19 protein-coding genes and 1 pseudogene are annotated in these 23,800 nt (G+C 43.0%); 9 read left to right on the top strand and 11 right to left on the bottom strand.

Translation table 11 applies throughout. From position 1 onward, the window contains the following. Positions 1–3: 3 nt before the first annotated feature. From GDA45_01280 to GDA45_01270, 3 genes are all read left to right on the top strand, one after another. Positions 4–1,503, top strand: a complete 1,500-nt coding sequence (locus tag GDA45_01280) for an SLC13/DASS family transporter (GenBank protein MBC6413557.1) — start codon at positions 4–6, stop codon at positions 1,501–1,503. A 173-nt stretch (positions 1,504–1,676) separates the two neighbouring features. Continuing rightward, positions 1,677–1,817, top strand: coding sequence for a hypothetical protein (locus GDA45_01275; GenBank protein MBC6413556.1), 141 nt, complete (start codon positions 1,677–1,679; stop codon positions 1,815–1,817). A 223-nt stretch (positions 1,818–2,040) separates the two neighbouring features. Next, positions 2,041–6,981: a DEAD/DEAH box helicase family protein gene (locus GDA45_01270; GenBank protein ID MBC6413555.1), complete on the top strand. Its 4,941-nt coding sequence runs from the start codon at positions 2,041–2,043 to the stop codon at positions 6,979–6,981. A 171-nt stretch (positions 6,982–7,152) separates the two neighbouring features. Here the strand turns inward: GDA45_01270 and epmB are convergent, their stop codons facing one another. From epmB to hspQ, 10 genes are all read right to left on the bottom strand, one after another. Further along, positions 7,153–8,157 (bottom strand): EF-P beta-lysylation protein EpmB, encoded by a 1,005-nt coding sequence (gene epmB / locus GDA45_01265; protein ID MBC6413554.1) that lies wholly within the window; start codon positions 8,155–8,157, stop codon positions 7,153–7,155. Positions 8,158–8,296: 139 nt separating this feature from the next. Then, entirely contained in the window at positions 8,297–8,635 is a 339-nt protein-coding gene (fdx, locus tag GDA45_01260) for an ISC system 2Fe-2S type ferredoxin (protein ID MBC6413553.1), read from the bottom strand. A gap of 11 nt (positions 8,636–8,646) precedes the next feature. After that, positions 8,647–10,536, bottom strand: a complete 1,890-nt coding sequence (gene hscA, locus GDA45_01255; GenBank protein MBC6413552.1) for a Fe-S protein assembly chaperone HscA — start codon at positions 10,534–10,536, stop codon at positions 8,647–8,649. A gap of 34 nt (positions 10,537–10,570) precedes the next feature. Beyond that, on the bottom strand, positions 10,571–11,101 hold the full coding sequence (gene hscB / locus GDA45_01250; protein ID MBC6413551.1) for a Fe-S protein assembly co-chaperone HscB: 531 nt from the start codon (positions 11,099–11,101) through the stop codon (positions 10,571–10,573). Positions 11,102–11,161: 60 nt separating this feature from the next. Then, on the bottom strand, positions 11,162–11,482 hold the full coding sequence (gene iscA / locus GDA45_01245) for an iron-sulfur cluster assembly protein IscA (protein ID MBC6413550.1): 321 nt from the start codon (positions 11,480–11,482) through the stop codon (positions 11,162–11,164). Between the two features lie 4 nt (positions 11,483–11,486). Continuing rightward, positions 11,487–11,870, bottom strand: a complete 384-nt coding sequence (iscU, locus tag GDA45_01240; GenBank protein ID MBC6413549.1) for a Fe-S cluster assembly scaffold IscU — start codon at positions 11,868–11,870, stop codon at positions 11,487–11,489. Positions 11,871–11,893: 23 nt separating this feature from the next. Next, positions 11,894–13,108, bottom strand: a complete 1,215-nt coding sequence (locus GDA45_01235) for an IscS subfamily cysteine desulfurase (GenBank protein ID MBC6413548.1) — start codon at positions 13,106–13,108, stop codon at positions 11,894–11,896. Positions 13,109–13,124: 16 nt separating this feature from the next. Continuing rightward, positions 13,125–13,616: an Rrf2 family transcriptional regulator gene (locus GDA45_01230; GenBank protein MBC6413547.1), complete on the bottom strand. Its 492-nt coding sequence runs from the start codon at positions 13,614–13,616 to the stop codon at positions 13,125–13,127. A 415-nt stretch (positions 13,617–14,031) separates the two neighbouring features. Then, positions 14,032–14,469, bottom strand: a complete 438-nt coding sequence (locus tag GDA45_01225) for a TerB family tellurite resistance protein (GenBank protein MBC6413546.1) — start codon at positions 14,467–14,469, stop codon at positions 14,032–14,034. 6 nt (positions 14,470–14,475) lie between these two features. Further along, complete coding sequence (gene hspQ / locus GDA45_01220) at positions 14,476–14,784, bottom strand: heat shock protein HspQ (protein ID MBC6413545.1); 309 nt, start codon at positions 14,782–14,784, stop codon at positions 14,476–14,478. 88 nt (positions 14,785–14,872) lie between these two features. On the opposite strand from hspQ, the gene GDA45_01215 reads away from it, so the two are divergent. After that, the gene (locus GDA45_01215) at positions 14,873–15,166 is read left to right on the top strand and encodes a segregation and condensation protein A (protein MBC6413544.1); all 294 of its coding nucleotides are present in this window, start codon (positions 14,873–14,875) and stop codon (positions 15,164–15,166) included. A gap of 142 nt (positions 15,167–15,308) precedes the next feature. Here GDA45_01215 and GDA45_01210 read toward each other — a convergent pair. Further along, positions 15,309–15,395 (bottom strand): annotated as a pseudogene (locus tag GDA45_01210) (transposase). Between the two features lie 245 nt (positions 15,396–15,640). Here GDA45_01210 and GDA45_01205 point away from each other — a divergent pair. The 5 genes from GDA45_01205 to rpsO all read left to right on the top strand — a co-directional run bounded on the left by GDA45_01205 (position 15,641) and on the right by rpsO (position 23,774). After that, positions 15,641–18,301 (top strand): site-specific DNA-methyltransferase, encoded by a 2,661-nt coding sequence (locus GDA45_01205; protein ID MBC6413543.1) that lies wholly within the window; start codon positions 15,641–15,643, stop codon positions 18,299–18,301. Continuing rightward, positions 18,298–21,327, top strand: a complete 3,030-nt coding sequence (locus GDA45_01200) for a DEAD/DEAH box helicase family protein (GenBank protein ID MBC6413542.1) — start codon at positions 18,298–18,300, stop codon at positions 21,325–21,327. Before GDA45_01205 ends, GDA45_01200 begins: the two co-directional genes overlap by 4 nt. A gap of 65 nt (positions 21,328–21,392) precedes the next feature. Beyond that, positions 21,393–22,472: a three-Cys-motif partner protein TcmP gene (gene tcmP, locus GDA45_01195; GenBank protein MBC6413541.1), complete on the top strand. Its 1,080-nt coding sequence runs from the start codon at positions 21,393–21,395 to the stop codon at positions 22,470–22,472. Between the two features lie 24 nt (positions 22,473–22,496). Then, positions 22,497–23,240: a phage Gp37/Gp68 family protein gene (locus GDA45_01190; GenBank protein MBC6413540.1), complete on the top strand. Its 744-nt coding sequence runs from the start codon at positions 22,497–22,499 to the stop codon at positions 23,238–23,240. Positions 23,241–23,504: 264 nt separating this feature from the next. Next, positions 23,505–23,774, top strand: coding sequence for a 30S ribosomal protein S15 (gene rpsO / locus GDA45_01185; GenBank protein ID MBC6413539.1), 270 nt, complete (start codon positions 23,505–23,507; stop codon positions 23,772–23,774). Positions 23,775–23,800: the final 26 nt, after the last annotated feature.

The raw sequence follows: 23,800 nt of genomic DNA, 5'->3' as shown, positions 1-23,800 counted from the left end.
GTTGTGAGCGATTTAGTTAACCCGCGTAAGCTCAAAGCTTTGGTGCTAGGGCCGCTGTTAGCTGTAGTAGTCTACTTGTTGCTACCTGATATTTATAGTGATGTACATAATGAGCAGTTGGTTTTTAGCGACTCCGCTAAGATAATTATTGCGATATTGATATGGATGGTTGTATGGTGGCTTTTTGAAGCGATTTCTATCGCCGTCGTCGGGTTGCTTCCGTTACTGCTATTCCCACTATTAACGCCCAGCAGCATTAAAACGGTTGCTCAGGCTTATAGTTCACCAGTGATATTCCTACTATTAGGCGGCTTTATAATAGGCTTATCACTGCAGAAGTGGGGTGTTGACAAACGCATTGCGCTATTGATTTTATCTAATATAGGTAGCCAACCTAGAAAGCTGATTTTAGGATTTATGCTGTTGTGCGCTGGGTTGAGTGCCTTTATTTCTAATACAGCAACGGCGGCGATGATGTTGCCTATTGGATTAACTATCATTACACTTCTGAATAAGCAATCACAGGCTGGTGGCGAGAATATGCAGAGAAACTTTGCCATAGTGCTGATGTTGGGGATTGCTTATGCATGTAATATAGGTGGTATTGCGACGATAGTAGGCACTCCTCCGAATGCTTTTACGGTCGGCTTTGCCGAAGATATATTAGCGTACGAGATAAGTTTTTTGGCTTGGAGCAGCGCAGTGTTGCCTGCAGTATTGGTGCTACTTCCACTCACTTGGCTGTTATTGACAAAGTTTATTTTCCCGATTTCTAATCAGACGATATTGGGTGGCAAAGAACTACTGCGCAGACAATATACTCAACTACCACCACTAGAACGCGGCGGTAAAATTACTATAGCAGTGTTTGCGCTAACGATAGTTTTATGGCTGAGTAGAACTCGTCTAGAAGCACTGAGTTTTACGACTGATAGCGGCATAGTCAGGCCTTTTACTGGTCTGTCGGACTCTGGCATTGCACTGTTGGCGGTGGTCTTGCTATTCGTGATACCGGCGAGTAAACGACAACCAACATTGGACTGGGATACTGCGAAAAAGTTACCCTGGCATATTATTTTCTTATTCGGTGGCGGGTTGGCATTAGCACAAGCTATCAAGACTTATGGGGTAGACACTATTATCGGTGGGCAACTTACCGTGTTATCGGAGTTGCCTATTATTTTTATTATATTAGCTATCGTTGCTTTGGTTGTTTTGCTAACTGAAGTTACTTCCAACACTGCCACGACCGCAACACTGGTGCCAATCATCTCTGCTCTGGCGATGAACGCAGGTATTGATCCGATAGCAGCAATTACCGCAGCCACAATGAGTGCTAGCTGCGCCTTTATGATGCCGATTGCCACCGCACCCAACGCCATCGTTTTAGGATCTGGTTATCTAAAAATTAAAGACATGGTGAAAGCAGGTCTGATTATTAATATTTGCGCTATCGTTATAATGACTTTGGTGGTGTATTTTTGGAGCAGCAAAATACTATAAAAAAGTACAAGGAATAAACAAAAATGTCAGAGATAGCTTTATACAATGCATTGACGGAAGCTAGGCGTTCCACCCGACGAAGCGATTGTGCGGCAATCGCATTGATGATAAAGTTTTTATGATATGATTGTAATAAAAAAAACACGATAAACTAAATTTAGGAGATATAAATTATGGCATGTCAAGTAGGTATCACAACAAACCCCGAAAGAAGAGAGAAAGAGGATCAAGCTAAAAGAAAATTTCGTTGCGGAGAAGCACCTGGCGGCCCAGATGCAACGGGGCCATGGTATGTTTACAAATTCGATTATTAAATAATCTAACTAAGTAAAAACACCCCCATATTTCGCTATACAGAAACGATAACAATACAAGCTATACCTACAAAGTTAACAAAATAGTTGACAGTTTCCAAGTAAATAATATTTGCAGCGATAATTGTGTCATACCGCCAAGCGGTCGTCGTTACTCAATTTGCTTGGAAGCGTATAGAATGCACTGAATCGTCCTTGCTATCAACTTCCGATATTTTAACTGATGATGCCAAACACAGAGCGCGTACCCGACAATAACGATACCAACGACTTGAATAGACTAAGAGAGGCGTTGGTTACAATTGAAGAAATGTCAAGCCAGCAGACAGATGGGAAATGGTTGGAGCAATTGACTGCTGATTGTGCCCCCCTTATCGCCGAATGGGATGTCTGCGAAGCCTGGAAGTGGGATGATTGGCCAGGTAAGGAATACCGAGATTGCGGTATTGATGTGGTTGCCAAGCGGCACGACGGCAAGCACATAGCCATTCAATGCAAGTCCAGGCAGCTAGGTGATAATGGCGAAGGTAATCCGATAAACAGGCGCGAAATTAACAGCTTTATTGCCGAATCAACGATCCGCACTGAAGATTGGGAAGAGCTCTGGTTAGTCGTTAATGGCGCCGTTGGTACTAGCTCAAACGCCGATAAGGTGCTCTGTGAGAACAATGTCAAGCAGGTCAATTTACATTCAGATATCAGGAAACACCTTGACGCTACCAGTAGCAACATTGACGAAGATCAAGTGCCCCGTGAAGAGGTAGACAGCAAACAGACGCGGGATGCTATGCAGCAGGAGGCTGTCGAGATAGCGGTGGGAAAGCTTAAGGCGCAGGCAAATAGCGGAAAAGGGGATGCCAGGGGCAAGATCATTCTCCCATGCGGAACTGGCAAGTCGCGTATCGCGCTGCGGATAATAGAAACACTAACCGAAGCAGGAGAAATCTCGGCAATCCTCTGCCCATCCATTGCGCTGGTTGCTCAATTACGCCGCGAATTTCTCGTCAACAGCTCCAAACAGCTGATGGCGTTGGCAGTGTGTTCTGACCAAACCGCAGCACAAAGCAGCGATTTGTCAAAAGACCAAACGGCGGATTTGAGTCAAGCAAGCACCCGTGGCATCAAAGGTAGCGTTACCACAGACCCCGCCGAAATAGTGCGGTGGATGGATGCAGTGCCACAGGATAGCATTGGTGTTATCTTCGGCACTTATCAGTCCAGCCATAAAATTGCCGATGCGCTGCAATCAAGTAGTAAAACGATTACTGTAATGGTAGCCGATGAAGCACACCGAACAGCAGGGATTCGGCGTGTTAAAGGGAAAGAAGGGCAACTACGCGATTTCACTGTTTGTCACAACCAGCTTCGTTTCCGTGCAAAATACCGGATTTATCAAACGGCAACCCCAAAGGTTTATAAAACTGAAAGGCAACGCAACGCTGAGTGGAGGGTAAACAACAGGGAATGGATTACTCGTAGCATGGACGACGAGGATATTTTCGGACCAGAGATTTATAGAAAAGACTATCGTGACGCGGTAAATAACGGTTGGCTTTCAGATTATCGTATCATTGCCCTCGGCGTTAATGATGAAGAAGCCTATAAGACTGCTAACCAACTGGCGACAGATACCAAAGGTCTGTCCACTTCGCAGTTCTTGCGCGGACTGGTTCTTGCTTTGGTTATGGGCGGAGGCACCCGCAAAAACGGACATAACATCCGTTCGTCTATCAACTTTATGAATACGGTTGATAGGTCAAAAAAAATGACTGAGGCACTCCAATCTGCTACTGTGCGTCAATGGGTGGGGCACCGACTAGCAGAGGATGGCGTGTGCGAAGGAGTCAATAAATATCACTTGCAGCACCTTGATGCCAAAAGCAATGTAGAGAAGCGCGAACAAGCCATAGCGCAACTTGTCAAGGCGACAGAGGCGGTGCCACAAGGTATCCTCAATGTCGGCATTTTCGGCGAAGGAACAGATGCGCCCTCGCTCTCGGCAGTGGGTTTCCTTGAACCACGCAAATCTCCGGTGGAAGTGATTCAGGCAGTAGGACGGGTTATGCGTCGCGCCGAAGAGAAACAACTAGGCTATGTCCTCTGCCCTATTCTAATCCCTCGAAACACTGATGCAGAGAGTTGGCTCGCGAACAGCTCTCCTGAAGATGGATGGCAAGCATTGGGTCAAATATTGAGAGCGTTGCGCGCCCATGACTCGCGCATTGAGGATGAACTCAGCGATCTAATGAAAATCTATCTTCCGCCGAGGACTGTCGAAGATGAGTCTACTGTGGTAGCCCTCGGAATTGAACACGGCAGAGCCTCCTACCACATGCATACAGGCAAGCCTGGGACTGTGGAGACGCATGTTGAAAATACGCTGAACGGGAAGGAGCAGCGCAAAGATGTGTTCGAACCACTCAGCGAGACCCTGCACGATTCTGAAAACGACACTGACAAAGCAGACGAGCATACAGTTCACCCGCTGCAGCAATGCATTGAACCCAACCGTATAGTCAGTGGAAAGAAAAACTCAGACGGAAGCATTGAAATACGCGAACAAGGGATTGAAAGAGACCGGCCTAGAGCGGACGGTACGCCAGGACCGATCAATATAAAAAAGACCAAAAAAACAGCCAAAGATATGCTCAATGGCAAAACTGGGCGCAAAATCCCGCGCCATCGTAAAACCGCAGAGGAAAGAGCCGCACTCAAAGAACAACAAACTTTGAACCTGCTACAGCAGTCTAAAGCCGATGATATGGGAATTTTCGTTAATCTGTTAGAAAAGTCCGGGCTTTGTCGAAATAAGGCAAAGCGAAGCGTCAATACTATCGAGGAAGCTATCAGGGAAGCGAAACACTGCTTGAAAGAAGAAGAACTTGACGGAGAACTGAATAACTATTTTGGTTTGGATCAGCAGATCGGCAAAGATCGTGCCGATGGTTGCACCATTGCGGCTTTACTTTTGATGAATGCCGCCATGCTACATCATCGGATTGCTGCCGGCAGGTGGTTGGATGGCGTTGACGGACTTGATAACATCAAGAGTCATCCAGACGCTGCCGACCAAGTCCATCGTCAGTGGAACAAGATTACTCGCCACGATTTTCTCCCTGTGATTGAACCTGCCATCGAAATCATTGAAAAAATACAGGATACCGGAAGAAAATCAGGGCTAAACAAAGCAGTGCGGCACATCGCCGGTGAAGCACAACGCTTGGCTGAGGACTATGCCGAGATGGGTGCCGATTATGCCGGTGAATTGTTCAATAAAATTATGGGCAACCAGACATCGGACGGCGCTTTTTTTACCCGGCCAGAATCTGCCTCACTACTTGCACGGCTTACTTTAGATGTAGTGGCAAGCAAGGCAGACTGGACAACTCCCAATACTTGGCAGGCAAATAAAATCACCGATTTGGCGTGCGGTTCAGGGACATTGCTCGCCGCATCATTAACAGAAATGAAGCGTCGAGCACAGGAAAGAGGTGCCAGCACACAGCAACTGGCAGAACTACAAAAATTGGCTGTAGAGGAAACACTTTGCGGGCTGGACATTAATATTGTTTCGCTACAACTGGCTGCAGCCCAGCTGACAGCGGGTAATGTCAATGTGCCTTATAGAAACATGGGCTTGTATAGAATGCCTTATGGTCCTGAGGATGATCAAGTAAAAGTAGGTTCGCTTGAATTACTTGGGCAGCGTAAGATTGTTCCCAGACCTGACGAGCTGGACTTACATCAATCGGATGCTGTATCAGAGCAGTTGGAAATGAGGGAGACTGCTCCGGCTCTTGTGGATGGAACCAATCCAGCCCTTGTGGATGGAACCAAAGCCGCTTTGGGTGCTCGTGTTATTATGATGAACCCGCCATTTACTGAACGCACCAAAATGGGTGAGAAATATCCGATGGAAACTCGCGAAAGAATGCGGGAACGGGTAGATTCGTTTGAGGATGGTTTGGTGTCGTCTGATCCTGAGATGGAGGATTTTGTATCCAGAAGATCTATCGGTCCCATGTTTGTTGCGTTGGCAGAACGATGCCTTGATTCGAAGGATGGGACATTGGCAATGATCAGACCTACCATAGTCCTAACAGGTGTGGCGGCAGCGCAGGAACGCATTTTATTAGCGAAACGCTTTCATATCCACACATTGCTTACCAGCCACCAGCCAAGCCAACCTAATCTGAGCCAGAATACTAAAATCAACGAAAGCATCATTATTGCCAAACGACATTCAGGTGAGGACTCAGTGCCACCTACACGAATTATCAACCTTGATAAATTGCCACTTGATGAATCATCAGCTGCCGATCTGCACAGCTGTCTTGACGGTCTTGTAGAAGGTCTCATCCCATATGGTTGGGGGGAAGTTTCCGAATGGCCTGCCGAATACATGGAAGCAGGCAACTGGATAGCTGCGGCTTTTCGCTCACCGATTCTTGCCAAAGCTACTGCGGAGATAGCTACCAAAGAAGCATTAATGCGCTTGATGGATCAAGGCGCAAGCTCGTCCTCAACAGCGCCAACACTATCAGTTCACTTCACGGAGACTGAAATCAACAGTGGATTTCCTATCCTTAAATCGAAGGGCGAGGATGCTCAGAAGTGCATTACAGCGAAACCTGATCAATATTGGATACATAAAAAACAAGACCATGCCGAAACTGCAAGACTTCTAGAGAAGGCAGAAAACTTGCTAGTCACAGCTGGTCAAAACATCAGTACTGCTCGGTTGACCGCAGTGGTGAGCGATAAAAAATATGTCGGTTTAGGTTGGCAACCAGTGCGCGGTTTGTCATTGATACAAGCAAAGGCTGTCGCCGTATTCCTTAATTCAACTCTTGGGCGGTTGCAGTTACTGGGTAAGCGGTCTCAAATGCTAACATTTCCGATATACAACCCTGCTGTTTGGAAGGATATCAGATGTCCCGCTCTCAGCGATAAACGCATATGCACTATCCTTGCCGATTGCTGGCAACAAACTGCCGACATCGAGGTGCCACAATATCGAGACGGCGAGTGCGAAGTGCGTCGCCTATGGGACGAGGCGGTGGCTGACGCATTGGAATGGGACAAGGATGGGCTTGCCGAACTACGCGATTTACTTCATAAGGAACCTTATGTGAGAGGACTGGGTTACAACGAATTTGGATGAGGAAAAGCTTTAGTTTTGACAGCGAGCAAAGCAGAAGCATTACCGCAAGGAAGCTAAGCGCAACAATACTAGATGATATAAACATTTCAATAATGCCTGATAATGAGGCATTGCCAATATTCCACGCATTAAAGCCTTACTCAAAGACACCACATCTCAGCGGTCTCCCAGCTAAAATCTAATTGCGATGGGTGTTTTAGATGCTTCGCGCGGATATTCTTTGACTAGTCTTGGTACTAAATAGCCGGGCAATTCAGCGTGTAGTTTTTTCATTATGTTAATGGCTTCTCTACGCGGCACATTAAAGTGAGAACTGCCACTGACGGGATCTAGCAAATGCAAATAATAAGGCAAAATGCCTACCTGAAAACAGCGGATGCTTAGTTCTTTTAAGATTGCAGCTTGGTCGTTGACGCTGCGCAACAGCACGGACTGATTGAGCAGACACAAATGGCGTAGCTTCGCCGTTGCTACTTCAACCTCATCGTTTATTTCCTTAGGGTGATTAATGTGGAAGACGATAACATAGTGTTTGGGTCGTTGTTTTAACCATTCGTTTAGCTGCTTGTCAACTCGCGCCGGCACCACTATAGGCAGGCGTGTGTGTATGCGTATCCTGCTAATATGCGCGATGCTCTCTAATTGCTCACAGAGTGCAAACAATTTATTATTGCTATAAGTTAAGGGATCGCCACCGCTGAGAATCACTTCTGATATTTCCGGTCGTTGCTTTATATATTCGTATATTGGCACTAGGTTATTTGTTAGAGTATTTTTGTTATAAGGAAAGTTTTTACGAAAGCAATAACGGCAGTGAATGGCACAGGCACCAGAGACGGTTAGCAGGACGCGCCCATAATATTTATGAATCAACCCGCTTAATTGGCGCGCTGGTAAATCTCCCACTGGATCGTCTGTCTCATCGGCGGTTGATAGATGTTCACTTTTCAATGCCAGCACCTGTCGTAGCAAAGGGTCGTCAATGCAGCCTTTTTGTATACGAGATAAATAACTCCATGGTATTTTTAGTGGGAATAGCGGTTCACTATCAATGCCTGCAAGGTGTGCTTGTGCGGGACTGATTTGCAGTGCTTTGAGCAGTGTCGTGATATCGGTTACGGCGTTGCCCAATTGCCGTTGCCAACTCATTGACGATTGACTACCAGAGTGGTTCATTAGCTGCAGTAAAAGGAAAAATTTTGCTATATCATTTATTTTTATTCTAACACTGCTGATGAGACCTATATGCTTTATCTAGCAGGCGGATAACACCGCTACTTTATAAAAGCGTAACTAAAGTGACCGACCAGCGATTTTAATGCTGCTCGGATACTAGATTAATCGTATATTTGGGTATCTCTACGACTAGATCTTGGTCTTTTACGATAGCTTGGCAACTGAGTCTTGAATCGGGATCTAACCCCCACGCTTTATCAAGATAGTCTTCTTCGTTCTCGGTGGGTTCATCGAGTGTATCGTAGCCTTCGCGTACATATACATGGCAGGTTGTGCAGGCGCAAGATTTCTCGCACGCATGTTCCAGTTCTATGTCGTTGCTTAATGCTGCATCACAAATACTGGTGCCGCTCTCTACTTCTACTACTTTGTCTTGCGGACATAGCTTTTCGTGGGCTAAAAAAGTGATTTTAGGCATTGCGATATCCCTTAGTTTTCAATGAAATCTTTTGCTGACTTGCCGTGCAAAACTTCTCGTATAGTGGCGTTCATGCGCCGCGCAATGAACGCCTCGCTGCTCTCTTCTAGGTGTTTTATCGCTTGCTCGATACGCTCTACATTGTTGCTCTCTAGTTCGTGCTGCAGCTGATCGCGTGCCTTGAGTATATTTTGTTTTTCGTTGTCATCGGATATCAAGGCCTGATGTTGTGCAAGTGCGGTAGCCAATGCATCGAGCACGCGTTGGCCTTCTACTAGTTTTTCTTTGAGTTTACGCTCGGTAACATCTTCCTTCGCGTGCTTTGCCGATTCTTTGATCATTTGCTCTATCTCAGTGTCGGATAAGCCGTAGGATGGCTTCACTTCGACATGTGCTTGTGCGCCACTATCGACATCAATTGCCGACACTGACAACAGGCCGTCGGCATCAACATTAAAAGTAACACCGACCTTAGATGCTCCAGCAACTTTGGGGGTGATGCCTTTCAATTCAAAACGAGCCAGCGACCGACAATCGTCAACCAGTTCTCGCTCACCTTGCACTACATGTAATGTCATACCCGTTTGACCGTCTTTGTAAGTCGTAAATTCCTGTGTTTTGGATGTTGGTATTACACTATTTCTAGGTATTATTCTCTCAACCAGGCCACCCATAGTCTCGATACCCAGAGATAACGGCACCACATCTAACAGCAATAGTTTATCGTCGGTTTGCGCATTGCCGGCTAGCACAGAGGCTTGTATGGCAGCCCCAAGTGCGACGACTTGGTCTGGGTTTATACCAAGCAAAGGTGCGATACCTATCGCTTGTTGGATACGATTGCGTACCAACGGGATGCGGGTAGAACCGCCCACTAAAACGATATTGTGTATTTGCTGTGCAGTAACACCAGCATCGTTCAGCACCTGCTTGCATATATGCAAAGTTTTTTCAATCGCTGGGCTAAGTAATACTTCCAACTCCGAGCGCCTTAAAAATACATCCCATGGTTGCGAGTCGGCAAGTTCTACGCGACCGCGATATTCAGGTTGCTCGCTGAGGATATGTTTTGCTCTGCGTGCTTCACTCAATAGACCACGCATCGCTTCGCTGGTTGGTTCTACTGAGGTCGGTGCTTGGCTCATAAAGTGTTGTGCGATTAACGAGTCAAAATCATCTCCTCCCAGCATGGTGTCACCACCAGTTGCTAATACGCGCAATATGCCCCGTTCCATTTTGAGAATTGATAAATCAAAAGTGCCGCCACCTAAATCGTAGACCAAAATCAATTCTTTTTCGGCAACCCGATCTAATCCGTAAGCAACGGCGGCTGCGGTCGGTTCGTTCAACAAACGGTACACTTTTAAGTTAGCTAAGGCTGCAGCGTCTTTGGTCGCTTGTCGCTGCGCATCATCAAAATATGCTGGCACCGTAATGACCACACCCGCCAAAGTATCTCCTAAGGTCTGCTCTGCGCGTAACATCAGAGCTTTTAATATATCGGCAGATATTTCTACCGCACTTTTATTCCCTGCGGCAGTGCTAATTCTTGGTACTTTAGGATCGTCGGTTACAAAACGGTAGCCGAAGGTTGCTTTAAGCGCATCGCTTTGTTCGATACCTCGTCCGACCAATCGTTTGATAGAGACGATGGTATCGAGCGGAAATTGCGCAGATCTAGCCAGAGCTTCGTTGCCTACCAAGGGTGGCGCATCGGCGCGGTAATGCACAACCGATGGTAAATGTACTTGTTGCTGTTGATCGGCTAACGCGCGTGGTTTCCCGTCCTCGACAATTGCAATCAGCGAGTTTGTAGTGCCTAAATCTATGCCGGCAACGCATAGCGATTGCTTTGCTTGCGTAGCTGATAGACCCGGTTCAGTGATCTGCAACAAAGGCATCGGAGGGGGCATCAGAGGGGCATCAGAGAGGGCATCAGAGGGTAGCCTTTGAATGTATGACTTTTTTGACTTCGGCTTTTAGTTTTTTGATAAATTGCATTTGCGTTAAAAGTGATTGTGCTTTATCAAATATCTCTTCGTTGTATGCTTGTTCAAAATCTTTATTTATTTGGACACTTTGTCTGTTAATTTCATCGTACAAGGCAACCGCCTGTGTATCGGACTGTTCGGCTGCTACTTGCTCTAATTTTTCTCTATATTCCATTTGTTGCATTAAAAAAGTATCACCAGACATAGAAGCATCAGGGTTAGTCGTGTAGCCTCGTAATTGCAACAAGTAGTCAGCACGACTGCAATCATCACTTAGTATATTGTAGGCATCGTTCAAATAAGCCGACTGCTGTGCGGCGATGCGCCGTTGTTGCTCGCTCTCCGCAGCAAAACGATCTGGGTGCGATAAGCTCTGCAATTTCAAATAAACCTCTTCTAATGCTCGTTTATCAACGGCATAGCTAGGTTCTATGCCGAATAAATCAAAATAATTTTGTCGATTATCTAAAGACATTGTAATATCGGCGACATTGCTTGGCGTCGTATCGCGCCCGCCACTGGTGAAAATAATCGCTTAAATAGAAAAACTCTCGCCGCACCCGCAACGGCTTTTTTCGTTAGGGTTAGTGAATTTGAACCCTTCGTTTAAGCCTTCTTTGACGAAATCCAACTGGGTGCCGTCAAGGTAAACTAAGCTCTTAGCGTCAATGATGACTTTAATGCCTTTATCTTCAAAAACAGTATCGTCTATACTGGCTTCATCGGCATACTCTATAACATAAGACAATCCTGAACAGCCGGTAGTTTTCACGGCTAGACGTATGCCTAAACCCTTGCCACGCTTCTGCAGAAAACGCTCTATGTGATTGCCTGCTGCAGTCGTTAGCGTGATCATAGTTTTACTTAGCTTGCTTACTATGGTAGTCTTTGAGTGCGGCTTTAATTGCATCTTCGGCTAAAACCGAGCAATGTATTTTGACCGGCGGTAGCGACAGTTCTTCAACAATTTCGGTATTTTTGATCTGCTGAGCTTCATCTATCGTTTTACCAATGACCTTTTCGGTCAGCAAGCTAGACGATGCAATCGCCGAACCACAACCGTAAGTCTTAAACTTGGCATCTTCTATAATGCCCGAATCGTTGACTTTGATTTGTAGTTTCATGACATCGCCGCAGGCCGGCGCTCCGACCATACCGGTACCTACTTGCAAGTCGCTCTTATCCAAGCTACCCACATTGCGTGGGTTTTCGTAGTGGTCTAAGACCTTTTCTCCATAAGACATTGTAGTACTCCTCTTTCTATAAATTAATGCACTGCCCACTCCACCGTGTCTAGGTCAATGCCATCTTGGTGCATCTCCCATAACGGTGAAAGTTCGCGCAGTTTTTCAACCGAATTTCTAACAAGTTCTATTGTGTAGTCAACTTCTTCGGCAGTCGTATAGCGACCTACCGTGAAGCGAATAGAACTGTGCGCCAATTCGTCGTTGCGCCCTAAGGCACGTAATACATAACTCGGCTCTAAGGATGCCGAGGTACAAGCCGAACCGCTTGATACGGCAATGTTTTTAAGTGCCATAATCAACGATTCTCCTTCAACATAATTAAAACTGACATTCAGATTGCCGGCAACGCGCTGCTTATAGTCTCCGTTACAATAGACTTCGTCCATCGTCTTGATGCCGTTCCATAAATGGTGGCGCAACGATAGGATGCGCTCTTGCTCGCTGTCCATTTCCTGTTGAGCAATGGCGAATGCTTCCCCCATGCCAGCAATTTGATGGGTGGATAATGTTCCTGAGCGCATGCCACGTTCGTGACCACCGCCGTGCATCTGCGCTTCTACCCGCACCCGGGGCTTGCGTCTGACATAAAGCGCGCCAATGCCTTTAGGACCGTAAATTTTATGCGCCGAGAAGCTCATCAAATCGACTTTCAGAGATTGTAGATCAATGGGCACTTTACCGGCACTTTGTGCCGCATCGACATGAAAGATAATGCCTTTTTCGCGAGCCAAATCACCGATCTTTTGTATATCTTGTATCACACCAATTTCATTGTTTACATGCATGATAGAAATAAGAACGGTATCGTCTCGTATAGTATCTTCCAGTTCATCCAAATCCAACAAGCCGTTATCTTTAGGGTTTAGGTAGCTAAGCTCATAACCTTCTTTCTCCAGCTGTCTGCAGGCATCCAGTACCGCTTTATGCTCTGTTTTTAAGGTAATTATGTGCTTGCCTTTTTTTGCATAAAAATGCCCAACGCCTTTGATAGCGAGGTTATTCGACTCAGTTGCACCGCTAGTCCAGACGATTTCACGAGGATCGGCATTGACCAAATCGGCGATCTGTTCGCGCGCCTGTTCAACCACTTTTTCGGCTTGCCAGCCAAAGGTGTGACTGCGCGATGCTGGATTACCGAAGGCACCGTTTAGCGTCAGGCACTGCATCATTTTCTCCGCCACCCGCTCGTCTACCGGTGTCGTTGAACTGTAATCTAAATAAATAGGTAACTTAATGTCCATCATAAACCTCTCAAGTTGTTATCATATTGACCGCTTTAAGGGTAGTATGTGTTTGCTGTTTTGCCAAATAGGCGTCCTGCCTAGCAGAAATTTCCATAACTTGATCATTGGCAACAATATCAGAAATATAAACTTCTGCAAATAGATCCCTTATTCGGTTATCTATGTTTTCCCATAAGGTATGCGTCAGGCATTGCTGATTATTTTGGCAGTTAACGCGCCCACCGCAGCGTAGTGTGTTGATTTTTTCATCAACCGCATTGATGACATCAACGATAGAAATCTCCGAACTATCTTTGGCTAGGCGATAACCACCGTTAGGGCCGCGTTGGCTCTTTACTAAACCACCTGCCCGTAGCAACATGAATAGCTGCCCTAAATAAGATATAGGAATATCTTGGCGTATTGAAATATCCGCCAAAGATACCGGCATAAGTTGACCGTGTATAGCGAGATCGGCTATTGCCGTCACCGCATAACGACCTCTATTCGTTAAACGCATAATTACTCCTTGCTGTATTTGCTGATATTAAATATATAATACTTTAGTATTTTTTGCAAGTATTTATATTAGTATTTTTTGTAAGTATTTTTACGATGCCTATTAAATCAAAGCACAGATGTCCACCTTTGTGTGATGCCACGACACCTGGGACAGATATATTGAGATTCGGCTTATTTACTCTAAGCTATACGCTTGGGCATATGCAAATAAAGGAATGAAATAGCCAAACTTTATGCCGGTGTTTTAATCAAACTCTCACGGATAGCATCTTCGCCTAACTCTGATAATAACTCTTTGGTTCAATAGGTAATACGCTCATATCGATTAGTGGGTTTATGGTCGCCCTCGATTGCTAGAAAGTGTTTGCCGGATTCGTCATATCACTAAGATACGGCACTGAGCAAACAGCCTGCTATTGCTCTGCCATCAGTTTGGTTTGTATAAACGATTTATGTGGTAAGTGCAGTTGTTCGGCCAGCTTTCTGATGCGATGTTCTTCAATGGCTTCGACTCGATGATCGGCGTGTGCGACTTTCCATAGCGCGAGTAGCAGAGTCTCTTTCTGTTGCGTAGATAAGTGCGCGTTTAGCAATTTCGTATAATCAAAGAGCGAGACTACTTCTTTGTGTTCGGCTATAGTTTCGCTAAGTAGCACTTCTGCTTGGTCTGCTCGTAGTCCGTATATTGTGACCAGTGCCGAGGTCGCCTCGGTCAATTCTTCTTTTTGTATATCAAAGTTCGCATAGCAAACTTCTATCAACAAGATGGCGGCAGCTCGCAACTCGGCACCGAATTCATCTTTTTGTTGTTCAGATTTATCAACAAAAAGTGCTTTCAGATGCGCAAACATAATTGCTCAGATTTTCGGGATACAGAGGTTATAACGTCCTTTATCGCTACCGTTGAAATAAGTACTGATCATAGGATGGTCAATGTCGCGGTATTCGCAATACTCAAGATTGCGCTGCGCAACATAAGTTTCAAGTTCATGTCCATCAACCAACACGCGATACCAGGGTTGATCCTTAGGCGGACGCGTTTTGGCTACTTTTTGATACCAATCATCGCCCTCCATAAAGATTGGGTCGACATCGTAGATCACACCATAGTAATCAAACAATTTATGCCTGACGACTTGTCCTATTGAAAATTCTGCTTGCTTCATAACATCTCCTGTTTCTATGTTCTAGTGTAATTATATAGGGTTTAATCTATAAACAAGTTATAATATCGTTGTTTGTTGAAATAACACGATGATTGACGATCTATCCATAGAGCAACGTATATTAATAATGATGCGCAAAACACTGGCAAATGTTGTGAAAGACACAACGCCACTGGGTGGTATGCGTCATCCCTTAAAGGATAGCACATTAAAGGACATTCGCGATTGCTTTGCATTAATTTCTGCCCGCGAGCAAACTCTGCAGAAATTATCCAACAAATCTACGGTCAAAATGCGACCGCGTTATGCCGATGAACCGCATACCGACCAGATAGTGCCTTTGAAAAACATTAAAAAGCATCGCTCTAAAACCGACGGTTAAATAATTGGCAAACCCTATATAACTTTGAGAGATTATGTTCTCAAACCTCTATGCAACGCTTCGCTACTTCATTCCTAGACTTATCCAATATGAATATGACCTTCCCTCTTTTTCAGGGTCATAGCATGGATGAGATTTCATCTTAAGCTACTCTCTCCACAAACGCTACAGGCGTTAGGTAGTTAAGGGAACTGTGCGGTCGCTCATAGTTATAATGGTATCGCCATTGATGCCTTATTAAAAGTCAACTCTATTAAGGAAAATAACCCGCATCTAAACCCTGATTTTCCAAGTAATGTATAGGTAAATACCGTTCGTCGGAAAGTCGGGCTATATTCCAAATCTCTATGCTAGAATGGCACAAATTCATCAAAAATCTGTAGCTGAGATATACTTTTGTGGAGTACACACATACGACGATACGGGTTATCCCTATCATTTTAACGCATAGTTTAATTGCTATAAGTTTATAGTATGATTTATTCGGACTCACGCAAAGAAAAGCGATTCCTTGATGCACTGGAATCTTTGTTTACTGGCGCCGAAGTAGAAGGAGATTCCGGATTCGTCAATCTGATGTGTATCAAGCGTAATTACTTTCGTTCTATACGCCCTGAGCTGATGGAAAATATTAAGCGGCGAGCAACACCCAATACCGCTTTTCGCGAAGAATTGTTTGACAAGCTCTATACTTTTTTTCATCGCTATTTTTGTGACAGTGGGTCTATTTACTTCCGCCATCTTCCGGCATTCTCTAAAATCTATGAGCGCGTCTATCAAGACGGGCAAGATGTCGCATTATCTTGGAAAACACAAATGCTTTACTATGTTAAATCCGATGTATTGGTACATTCTATGCCGGTTGAATTACGCGATGCGGATAAATCGTATAGCACACAACATTTTTATTTTGATGTAAGCGAATGCACGCACAAGAGAAATAACGAACGGCGCGAATTCATCTATGCATTTGACAAGGTGAAAAAGGAAGGAGACAAGCAGGTTATATGTCTTAAAGTCGGCTATAAAGAAGGCAACAAAAAAAGTCAGACAGAAGAAATCATCAGAGAATCTCGCAAGCAAAAGACTCGTTTAACCGAAGACGAACTTCAAAAAGCAATCAGTGTGTTTCGCAAGCAAACTGAGGTAGATTTTTTTATCAACAAAGATGCCAGGCGCTTTTTACAAGAGCAATTTAATTTATGGCTTTATCAATACATCTTTGAGGGAACAACCCATTTTGATGCTGAGCGGATCCAACAACTACAAGCCATTAAAGATACTGCCTATGAAATTATCGATTTTATTGCCCAGTTTGAGGACGAGCTTCGTCGGATATGGGAAAAGCCCAAGTTTGTGCGCAATGTGAACTATGTCGTAACTTTAGATAAGCTAAGCGATAAAGTCCTGCAGGAAATAGTCAAACACAAAGGTGTGAAAGCACAGATCAAAGAATGGCACGAACTGGGAATAGTAGATAATCAGTTTTTAATAAAAGACCTTTTTAATGGACAACGCAGAATAGACGATACCAACAAAGTGGGCAGTCAATATAAATTTCTACCTCTAGACACCCGACACTTCAAAGATTTGGAACTGGAAATTCTTGCCTGCTTGGGAAACTTAGACGAAGCACTGGACGGAGAATTGGTGCATAGTGAGAATTGGCAAGCACTGAACACACTACAAAGACGATACAAAGAGCAAGTGAAATGTATTTATATTGATCCGCCATATAATACTTCATCATCCGAAATTGTTTATAAAAACTCATATAAACACTCTTCTTTTTTATGCTTAATAGAAAACAGGGTGCATTTATCTAAATCCTACCTATCTTCAAATGGGATAATGGAAGTCGCTATAGATGATGAAGAAATGGAGTATCTTGGCATATTATTTAAGTCCATTTTCGAAAGTAATAATCATGTGGGTAATATTTCTATTATGTCTAATCCGGGGGGGCGCAGTGATGCCAAACATTTGGCGGCGGCGCATGATTACTGCCTTTTATATGCAAAAGACATACAAAAACTTGAAACAAGCAAGTTTACTGCAAATAAAGATGTCCTTGAACAGACATACAACAAAAGAGATTCTTTGGGAAAATATAAAGAAGTTCCTTTTAGGCGTACTGGTTCTAATTCTACACGACAAGCTAGGCCTAATCTTTACTATCCGCTCTTTTGGAATCCTAAAAGTAAAAAGCTTTCCACAAAAAGAGAACAGAAAAGCGACATTGAAATTCTACCCATAGATGATTCAGGTAAAGAAAGAATTTGGAGATGGGGAAAAGAGACACTACAAAGTAAATTAAAAACCGAAATTATAGTAAAAGAGAGAAAAGACAATTGCGTAATTTATGTTAAAGATAGAATCAAACAAGAAATAATGCCCAAATCTATATGGGTAGATTCTAAGTACGATGCTTCGTCTCACGGAACGATATTATTAAAAAAAATGTTTAGTGATGATTTTGATAAATTTTCCTACCCCAAAAGTCTAAATACTGTTAAGGATTCTTTGGTCATAGGGGCAAATTCCCATTCAATTATTCTTGACTACTTCGCCGGTTCTGGCACAACTGCCCATGCAATCATTAATCTAAACCAAGAAGATGGTGGTAACAGAAAATATCTGCTCGTAGAAATGGGTGAATATTTTCACACCGTGCTATTGCCGCGTATCAAAAAGGTTGTCTATTCTAAAGATTGGAACAAAGGAAAGCCGGTGTCTTGCGAAGGTAGCAGTCATTGTCTGAAATACTATAGTTTAGAGCAATACGAGGAAACATTGAGAAATGCACGCTACGAAGACGGCGAGCAATTGGAACTAGACAGTGCAAAGTCGCCGTTTGAGCAATATGTTTTTTTCGCCGACGACAAGCTCTCACATATCGTCAAACCATTAACAAGTGGCAAGCTAAAAATCAACCTGAAATCGCTTTGTTCCGATATAGATATAGCCGAATCTCTAGCCAACATACTAGGTAAACATATCCGGCGCCGAACGGCAGACAGTGTGACCTTCGCCGATGGGAGTGTAGAGAAAATAAACCCAACCAAAATGGATAAAGAAGAGCAGATTCATTTTATATCGTTGCTGAAACCTTATTTATGGTGGGGAAATGCATGACTTCTACCCTTGAAGAAATAGCCCGTTCTGTCCACTACGACGAGCTACCAGAAACTTGGCGTATAGACGATATTTACACATTCTCCGAACGCAAGCGATTATATGACTATCAACGCTCGGCTCTAAAGAACGCTGCCTGCGCGCTGTTTAGATATTACCAAGAGAAATACGATTGGCAACCCAGCGAACCAGAGCAAACTGATGAGCGGCGTAAGCGGAATTTCAGAGCTTTGTATACAAATGCTCAATTTTCGGACATAGTAAAGTACGACACCCGCTCCAATAGAGAAAAAAACAAACAAAATGAAGTGTTCCGTATCTTATCGGAATACATTACCCCCGACGGAGCCTCTATCCAATACCACCAGCTGATCAACCGAATGTGTTTTTGGATGGCAACGGGCAGCGGTAAAACATTAGTGATGATTAAACTGATAGAGTATTTGCACTTTTTGCAGCAACGCAACGAAATTCCCAACTACCCCATTCTCATACTGGCACCAAGCGAGCATTTGTTAAAGCAAATACGGCAAACGGTTGATGAATTCAACTATGCGCGTGATGCAGCTATTGATTTAATCGCATTGCGCTCAATGCAGAGGGCACATCAAGGTCTTCTAGGAGATACCATACCGGTATATTATCATCGCAGCGACAACATCTCCGATGTACAAAAAGAAAATCGGACCGACTACCAAACTTACGAGAGAGACGGCAAATGGTTCATCTTACTGGACGAAGCGCACAAAGGCACTAAGGAAGATTCTAAACGGCAAGCATATTATACCGTTATGTCACGCAACGGATTTCTGTTTAACTTTTCTGCCACTTTCACTGACCCAAAAGATATTGCAACCACCGTGAAAAAATATAACTTGGCAGAGTTTATAAAAGAAGGACGAAGTAAAAACATCTACCTGAACGAAAGCGAGTATGATGCATTTAGGTATAGAAGAGAAGAAGTGAATGATACTGAGCGAAAAAAAATAGTTTTGAAATCACTCATCGCCCTTGCTTATATTTCCATGCGGGTTGAGGCGCTACGAGATAGCACAGGTTTGAGAAACGATTTGTATCACTTACCGTTGATGCTGACTTTGGTCAATTCGGTTAATACCGATATCCACCGAAATGATCTGCGAGCTTTTTTTGAAACTTTGCGTAGCATAGCCAGCGGAGAGATTACTGATGAACTTTTTAAGACCGCAAAAGAGGAATTAGTCAGCAACTGGGAAAATGCAGAATTACTTTTCAGCACAAACAAACAAAATATCCTGGACGGCGACGAAAAAACCATTGAAGAAATGACGGTTGCTAAGCTGCGAAAAATGGTTTTTCTGAGTACAAGAAAGGGAGCCTTGCAATATGTGCGTAGTAAAGATGACAAAGAGCTAGCATTTCAGATGAAAAATGCTGCCTCGCCATTTGCATTGATACGCATTGGTAGTACTGCCAAGTGGCGCAACAATCTGCTTGCAAACTATGAAGAAACCACCACATTGCAAGAAAAATCGTTCTTTGACGAACTAGAAAAAAGACCGATTACTATCCTGATGGGCTCTCGTTCATTTTTTGAAAGCTGGGATTCCAATCGCCCCAATATCATCAACTATATCAATATCGGCGTCGGTAGCGATGCCAAAAAATTCGTCGTCCAATCAATCGGCCGCGGAGTGCGGATACAACCGCTTCCGAGCAAGCGCGGCCGTCTACAACAAGTGCTCACGAAAGACAGCAATAAAAAAGCTAACTTGAAAAGACGCAATTATCAGCCGAGTCAGGGCGAGATTAAATTAGACGACAATACAAAAGCTATCTTAGAAAAACACCTAGATAAAGTATTGCCGATTGAGACATTGTTTATATTCGCGACTAATCGCGAAGCCATCAAGACCGTCTTAGAAGGATTGAAAACGGAAAGAGATTCATCGTTTGAATTGTTGCCTGGGTTTGAACTCGAACAAAGACCCAGAATCAAGAGCACTCGTGTAAAAATGCCTTTGCTAGTCCCCGAATATCGGGCGGTGCGTAGTAGCCAACAGCTACCGAAATTTACAATGAACGAGCAAACCCTGAACAGATTCAAGCGCTGGTTTGCAGCCACTTCAGAATCAGTGTTCATCGTTCGCGATAGATGGACAAAACCGCAGATTGATGGCTTAGAAAAAATGATTACTCAACAAAGTCATATAGAGATTAAGCCAGAAAAACACTACAACCAACTATCCTTTTTGCAAAGTCGGCTGCTACATCACATTGACACCGAAATTGAAGAAACCCGCGGGGTGAGGCCCATCAAGGAAACAGAAGGACAGCAAGACATTGTCCATTTTCGCCAAATCCGTGTGCAAGAGAAATACCTAAACGACCTTTCAAAGAAGATCCGTCAGGTTAAAGCCGGTAAAACCTCCGATGAGGAACTGCCCGCATTATTTAAGAAACTTGAAAAAGACTTAATTAATCGCGAACAGCTTGCAGACATAATTGACGGAGAAGAATCTCTGGAGCACGAAGGTCTGACCATCAAAAAAATTGCCAAGCACTATTACCTGCCGATCATACTCGGACACAAACAGGCTAACTTTATCCAGCACATCGTTAAAGAACGGAGCGAGATTGATTTTCTTGAAAAACTAGAAGAATGGACTGCACAAAACGATAACGGACGATGGGACGCCTGGATGTTTAGTAAAATAGATGAATCACTGGACAATATATACATACCCTACTTCAACAGCAAAGTGCATAGCTATAGCCGATTTTTACCTGATTTTATTTTTTGGATGTGTAAAGATAACCAATATCAAATCGTATTCGTTGACCCCAAAGGAACAACCCACACCAACGCATATCACAAAATAGACGGTTACAAAGAGTTATTCGAGCAATCAGGACAACCTAAATTATTTACCTACAAAAAAAATCAAAAAGTATCTATCAAACTTTTGCTGTTCAACCCTGAGCCAACCGCCTCCAAAGCATATAGCCGTTACTGGACAAACAACATCTCTACAATCTTTGACTAATAGCTAACAACTTTATAAAAAGTATATAGAATCTAAACTTACCTCATTTAACATATAATGCTTCAATGAAACCACACACAAAAGAGAAGATAGCCGTATACGAAGCGTATCTAACTCATTATCTTTTCGTTATGTGCAATTCAGATCAGTGGGATAGGATTGCTGTATGGGAACCATTCGCAGGCGAAGGAGTATACGATGGTGGAGAGAAAGGAAGTGCAATGGTGGCGGTAGAAACTATAAAGGAATTTAGAGAAAAATATAATAAAAAAGACATTCGTTTATTTCTAAACGAACTAGACGATGAAAAGCATCGGCGACTAGAAAAATCAATGGATAAATACTTAGACTTTGTGAAAACTTTCAATGCGGATGCTAAAAAATTTCTAGATGGAATGAGCCATTTTTTGGCTGGAAAGCGTAATCTACATAGCTTGGTTTTTATAGATCCATACGGCTATACTCAATATTCAAAAGACAACTTAGTTAGATTATTCAGTTTAAGGAATATTGATTATTTGATCTTTATGCCAACCTACCATATCTATAGATTCAAAGATGATAAAGATAACAAAGATGACAAAGATAAACCTGCCCGCCGGTTTCTTTTGAATTTAGGCATGAGTGAGAGCGAATTAAGCAAAAGCAAAAAGCACACTTTTGCAGATAAACTAATAAAAATTCTAAAAGAAATGGCGCAAACTGAATATGGATACAGTTATGAATTAGAAAACAGAAATGTAGCAAATACGCACTACCATTTATTTTTTATTACTAAGCATAGAACTGGTGCAGAAAAATTTTTGAAAGCAAAAAATGATATAAAAAATAAGCTAGAACAGCAACTAACTTTTTCTGATTTTAATAATGCTCAAATAAATCAGTATCTGTCTGAGCTTCTTAAAAAACAGGGACCAATAAGTAATACAGAACTGTCAGAAGAAATTGTTAAGAAAGGTTTTTTACCTCCTGATGTTCGCCCTGTGCTACAGGAAATGGAAATAGAAGGGAAACTAGAAATTATTCCGAAGCAGAAAAGAACACCAGGTGCTTTCTACCTAACAGAATACAAGGACAGAAATAAATACAAAGATAAAATTACGATTTCTCTCAAAAAAAATAGAAACCCAACTTTATTTCTTTAACGGATAAAATTATGGTTTTGAAGCATGAGTAATTCAGGCATTGAATGGACAGAACGCACTTGGAATCCTGTTACAGGTTGCACAAAAATATCAGCAGGATGCAAGTATTGTTATGCCGAAGTAATGGCACGACGATTGCAGGCTATGAGGGTTTCTGGTTATGAAAACGGCTTTACCGTGTCTTGCCATGAAGAGCGCTTAAAGCAGCCGTTGCTGCGTAAAACACCGACCATATATTTTATAAACTCAATGAGTGATTTATTCCATCCTTATGTTCCGTTTCATTTTATTGACCGTGTTATGGAGACAATCCACCAGTCGCCACAACATAACTATCAGCTTTTAACCAAGCGCCCTAAAATCATGGCAAAATATTTTAATAAGCGTATGATTCCTGACAATATATGGCTTGGTGTTTCAGTAGAAAATAAGAAACATGGCCTTCCAAGAATACCAATACTGCGTGAAATTTCAGCAAAAATAAGATTTTTATCTATAGAACCCTTATTAGAAGATTTAGGTGTAATAGATTTGGATGGTATTCATTGGGTCATTGTGGGTGGTGAATCCGGGCATAAAGCCAGATTGATGGATAAAGCCTGGGTAATGTCAATTCAAAAACAATGCCAGACAAAGAAGATTCCGTTTTTTTTCAAACAATGGGGACGTTGGGGTGAAGATGGGCAGAGCCGTAACAAAAAGGTCAATGGTAGGGATCTTGACGGAAAAATTTGGAACGAAATTCCTATAATACTGGATCGCAGTTAAAGTTTATATATAGCCTGTGATCCATTTTAGATTTTAGTATCAGCGTTTTAGTGGAAAAGAGGTTATCGGCCACTTTAGATTTTTATTTTCACTGGATAAGGTTTTCGTTCACATCAACATTTTTCATCCCAGTATAGCTTCAGAGGATAAAGCCTACTTTTTCAAAAGCCCCACATTTCTGCTTTGCCCTTACACTTAAATATTTAACTTACAAGCTATCTTATTTTTTATGATATAATGCACAGATATTAATAGAGACAAAAAATGCCTTTAAGTAAAGAAGAAAAAATTGAAGTAGTTAAGCAATATGCGCGTTCCGAAAATGATACTGGTTCAACCGAAGTACAAGTTGCACTATTGACCAAGCGTATCAATGGACTCCAAAGTCATTTCATAGAGCATAAGAAAGATACACATTCGCGGAGGGGATTACTTAGAATGGTTAATTCACGCCGCCAGCTTCTTGATTACTTAAAATTCAAAGATAAAAACCGCTACCAAACTTTAATATCGTCTCTGGGATTGCGCCGATAATCATTTAGGCGGAAGAGAAAGAGAAT

It is taken from the genome of Chromatiales bacterium, from assembly GCA_014323925.1.
Taxonomy (GTDB): domain Bacteria; phylum Pseudomonadota; class Gammaproteobacteria; order Poriferisulfidales; family Oxydemutatoraceae; genus SP5GCR1.
The sequence above is the reverse complement of the archived record's forward strand: the minus strand, read 5'-3'. Positions and strand labels throughout refer to the sequence as shown.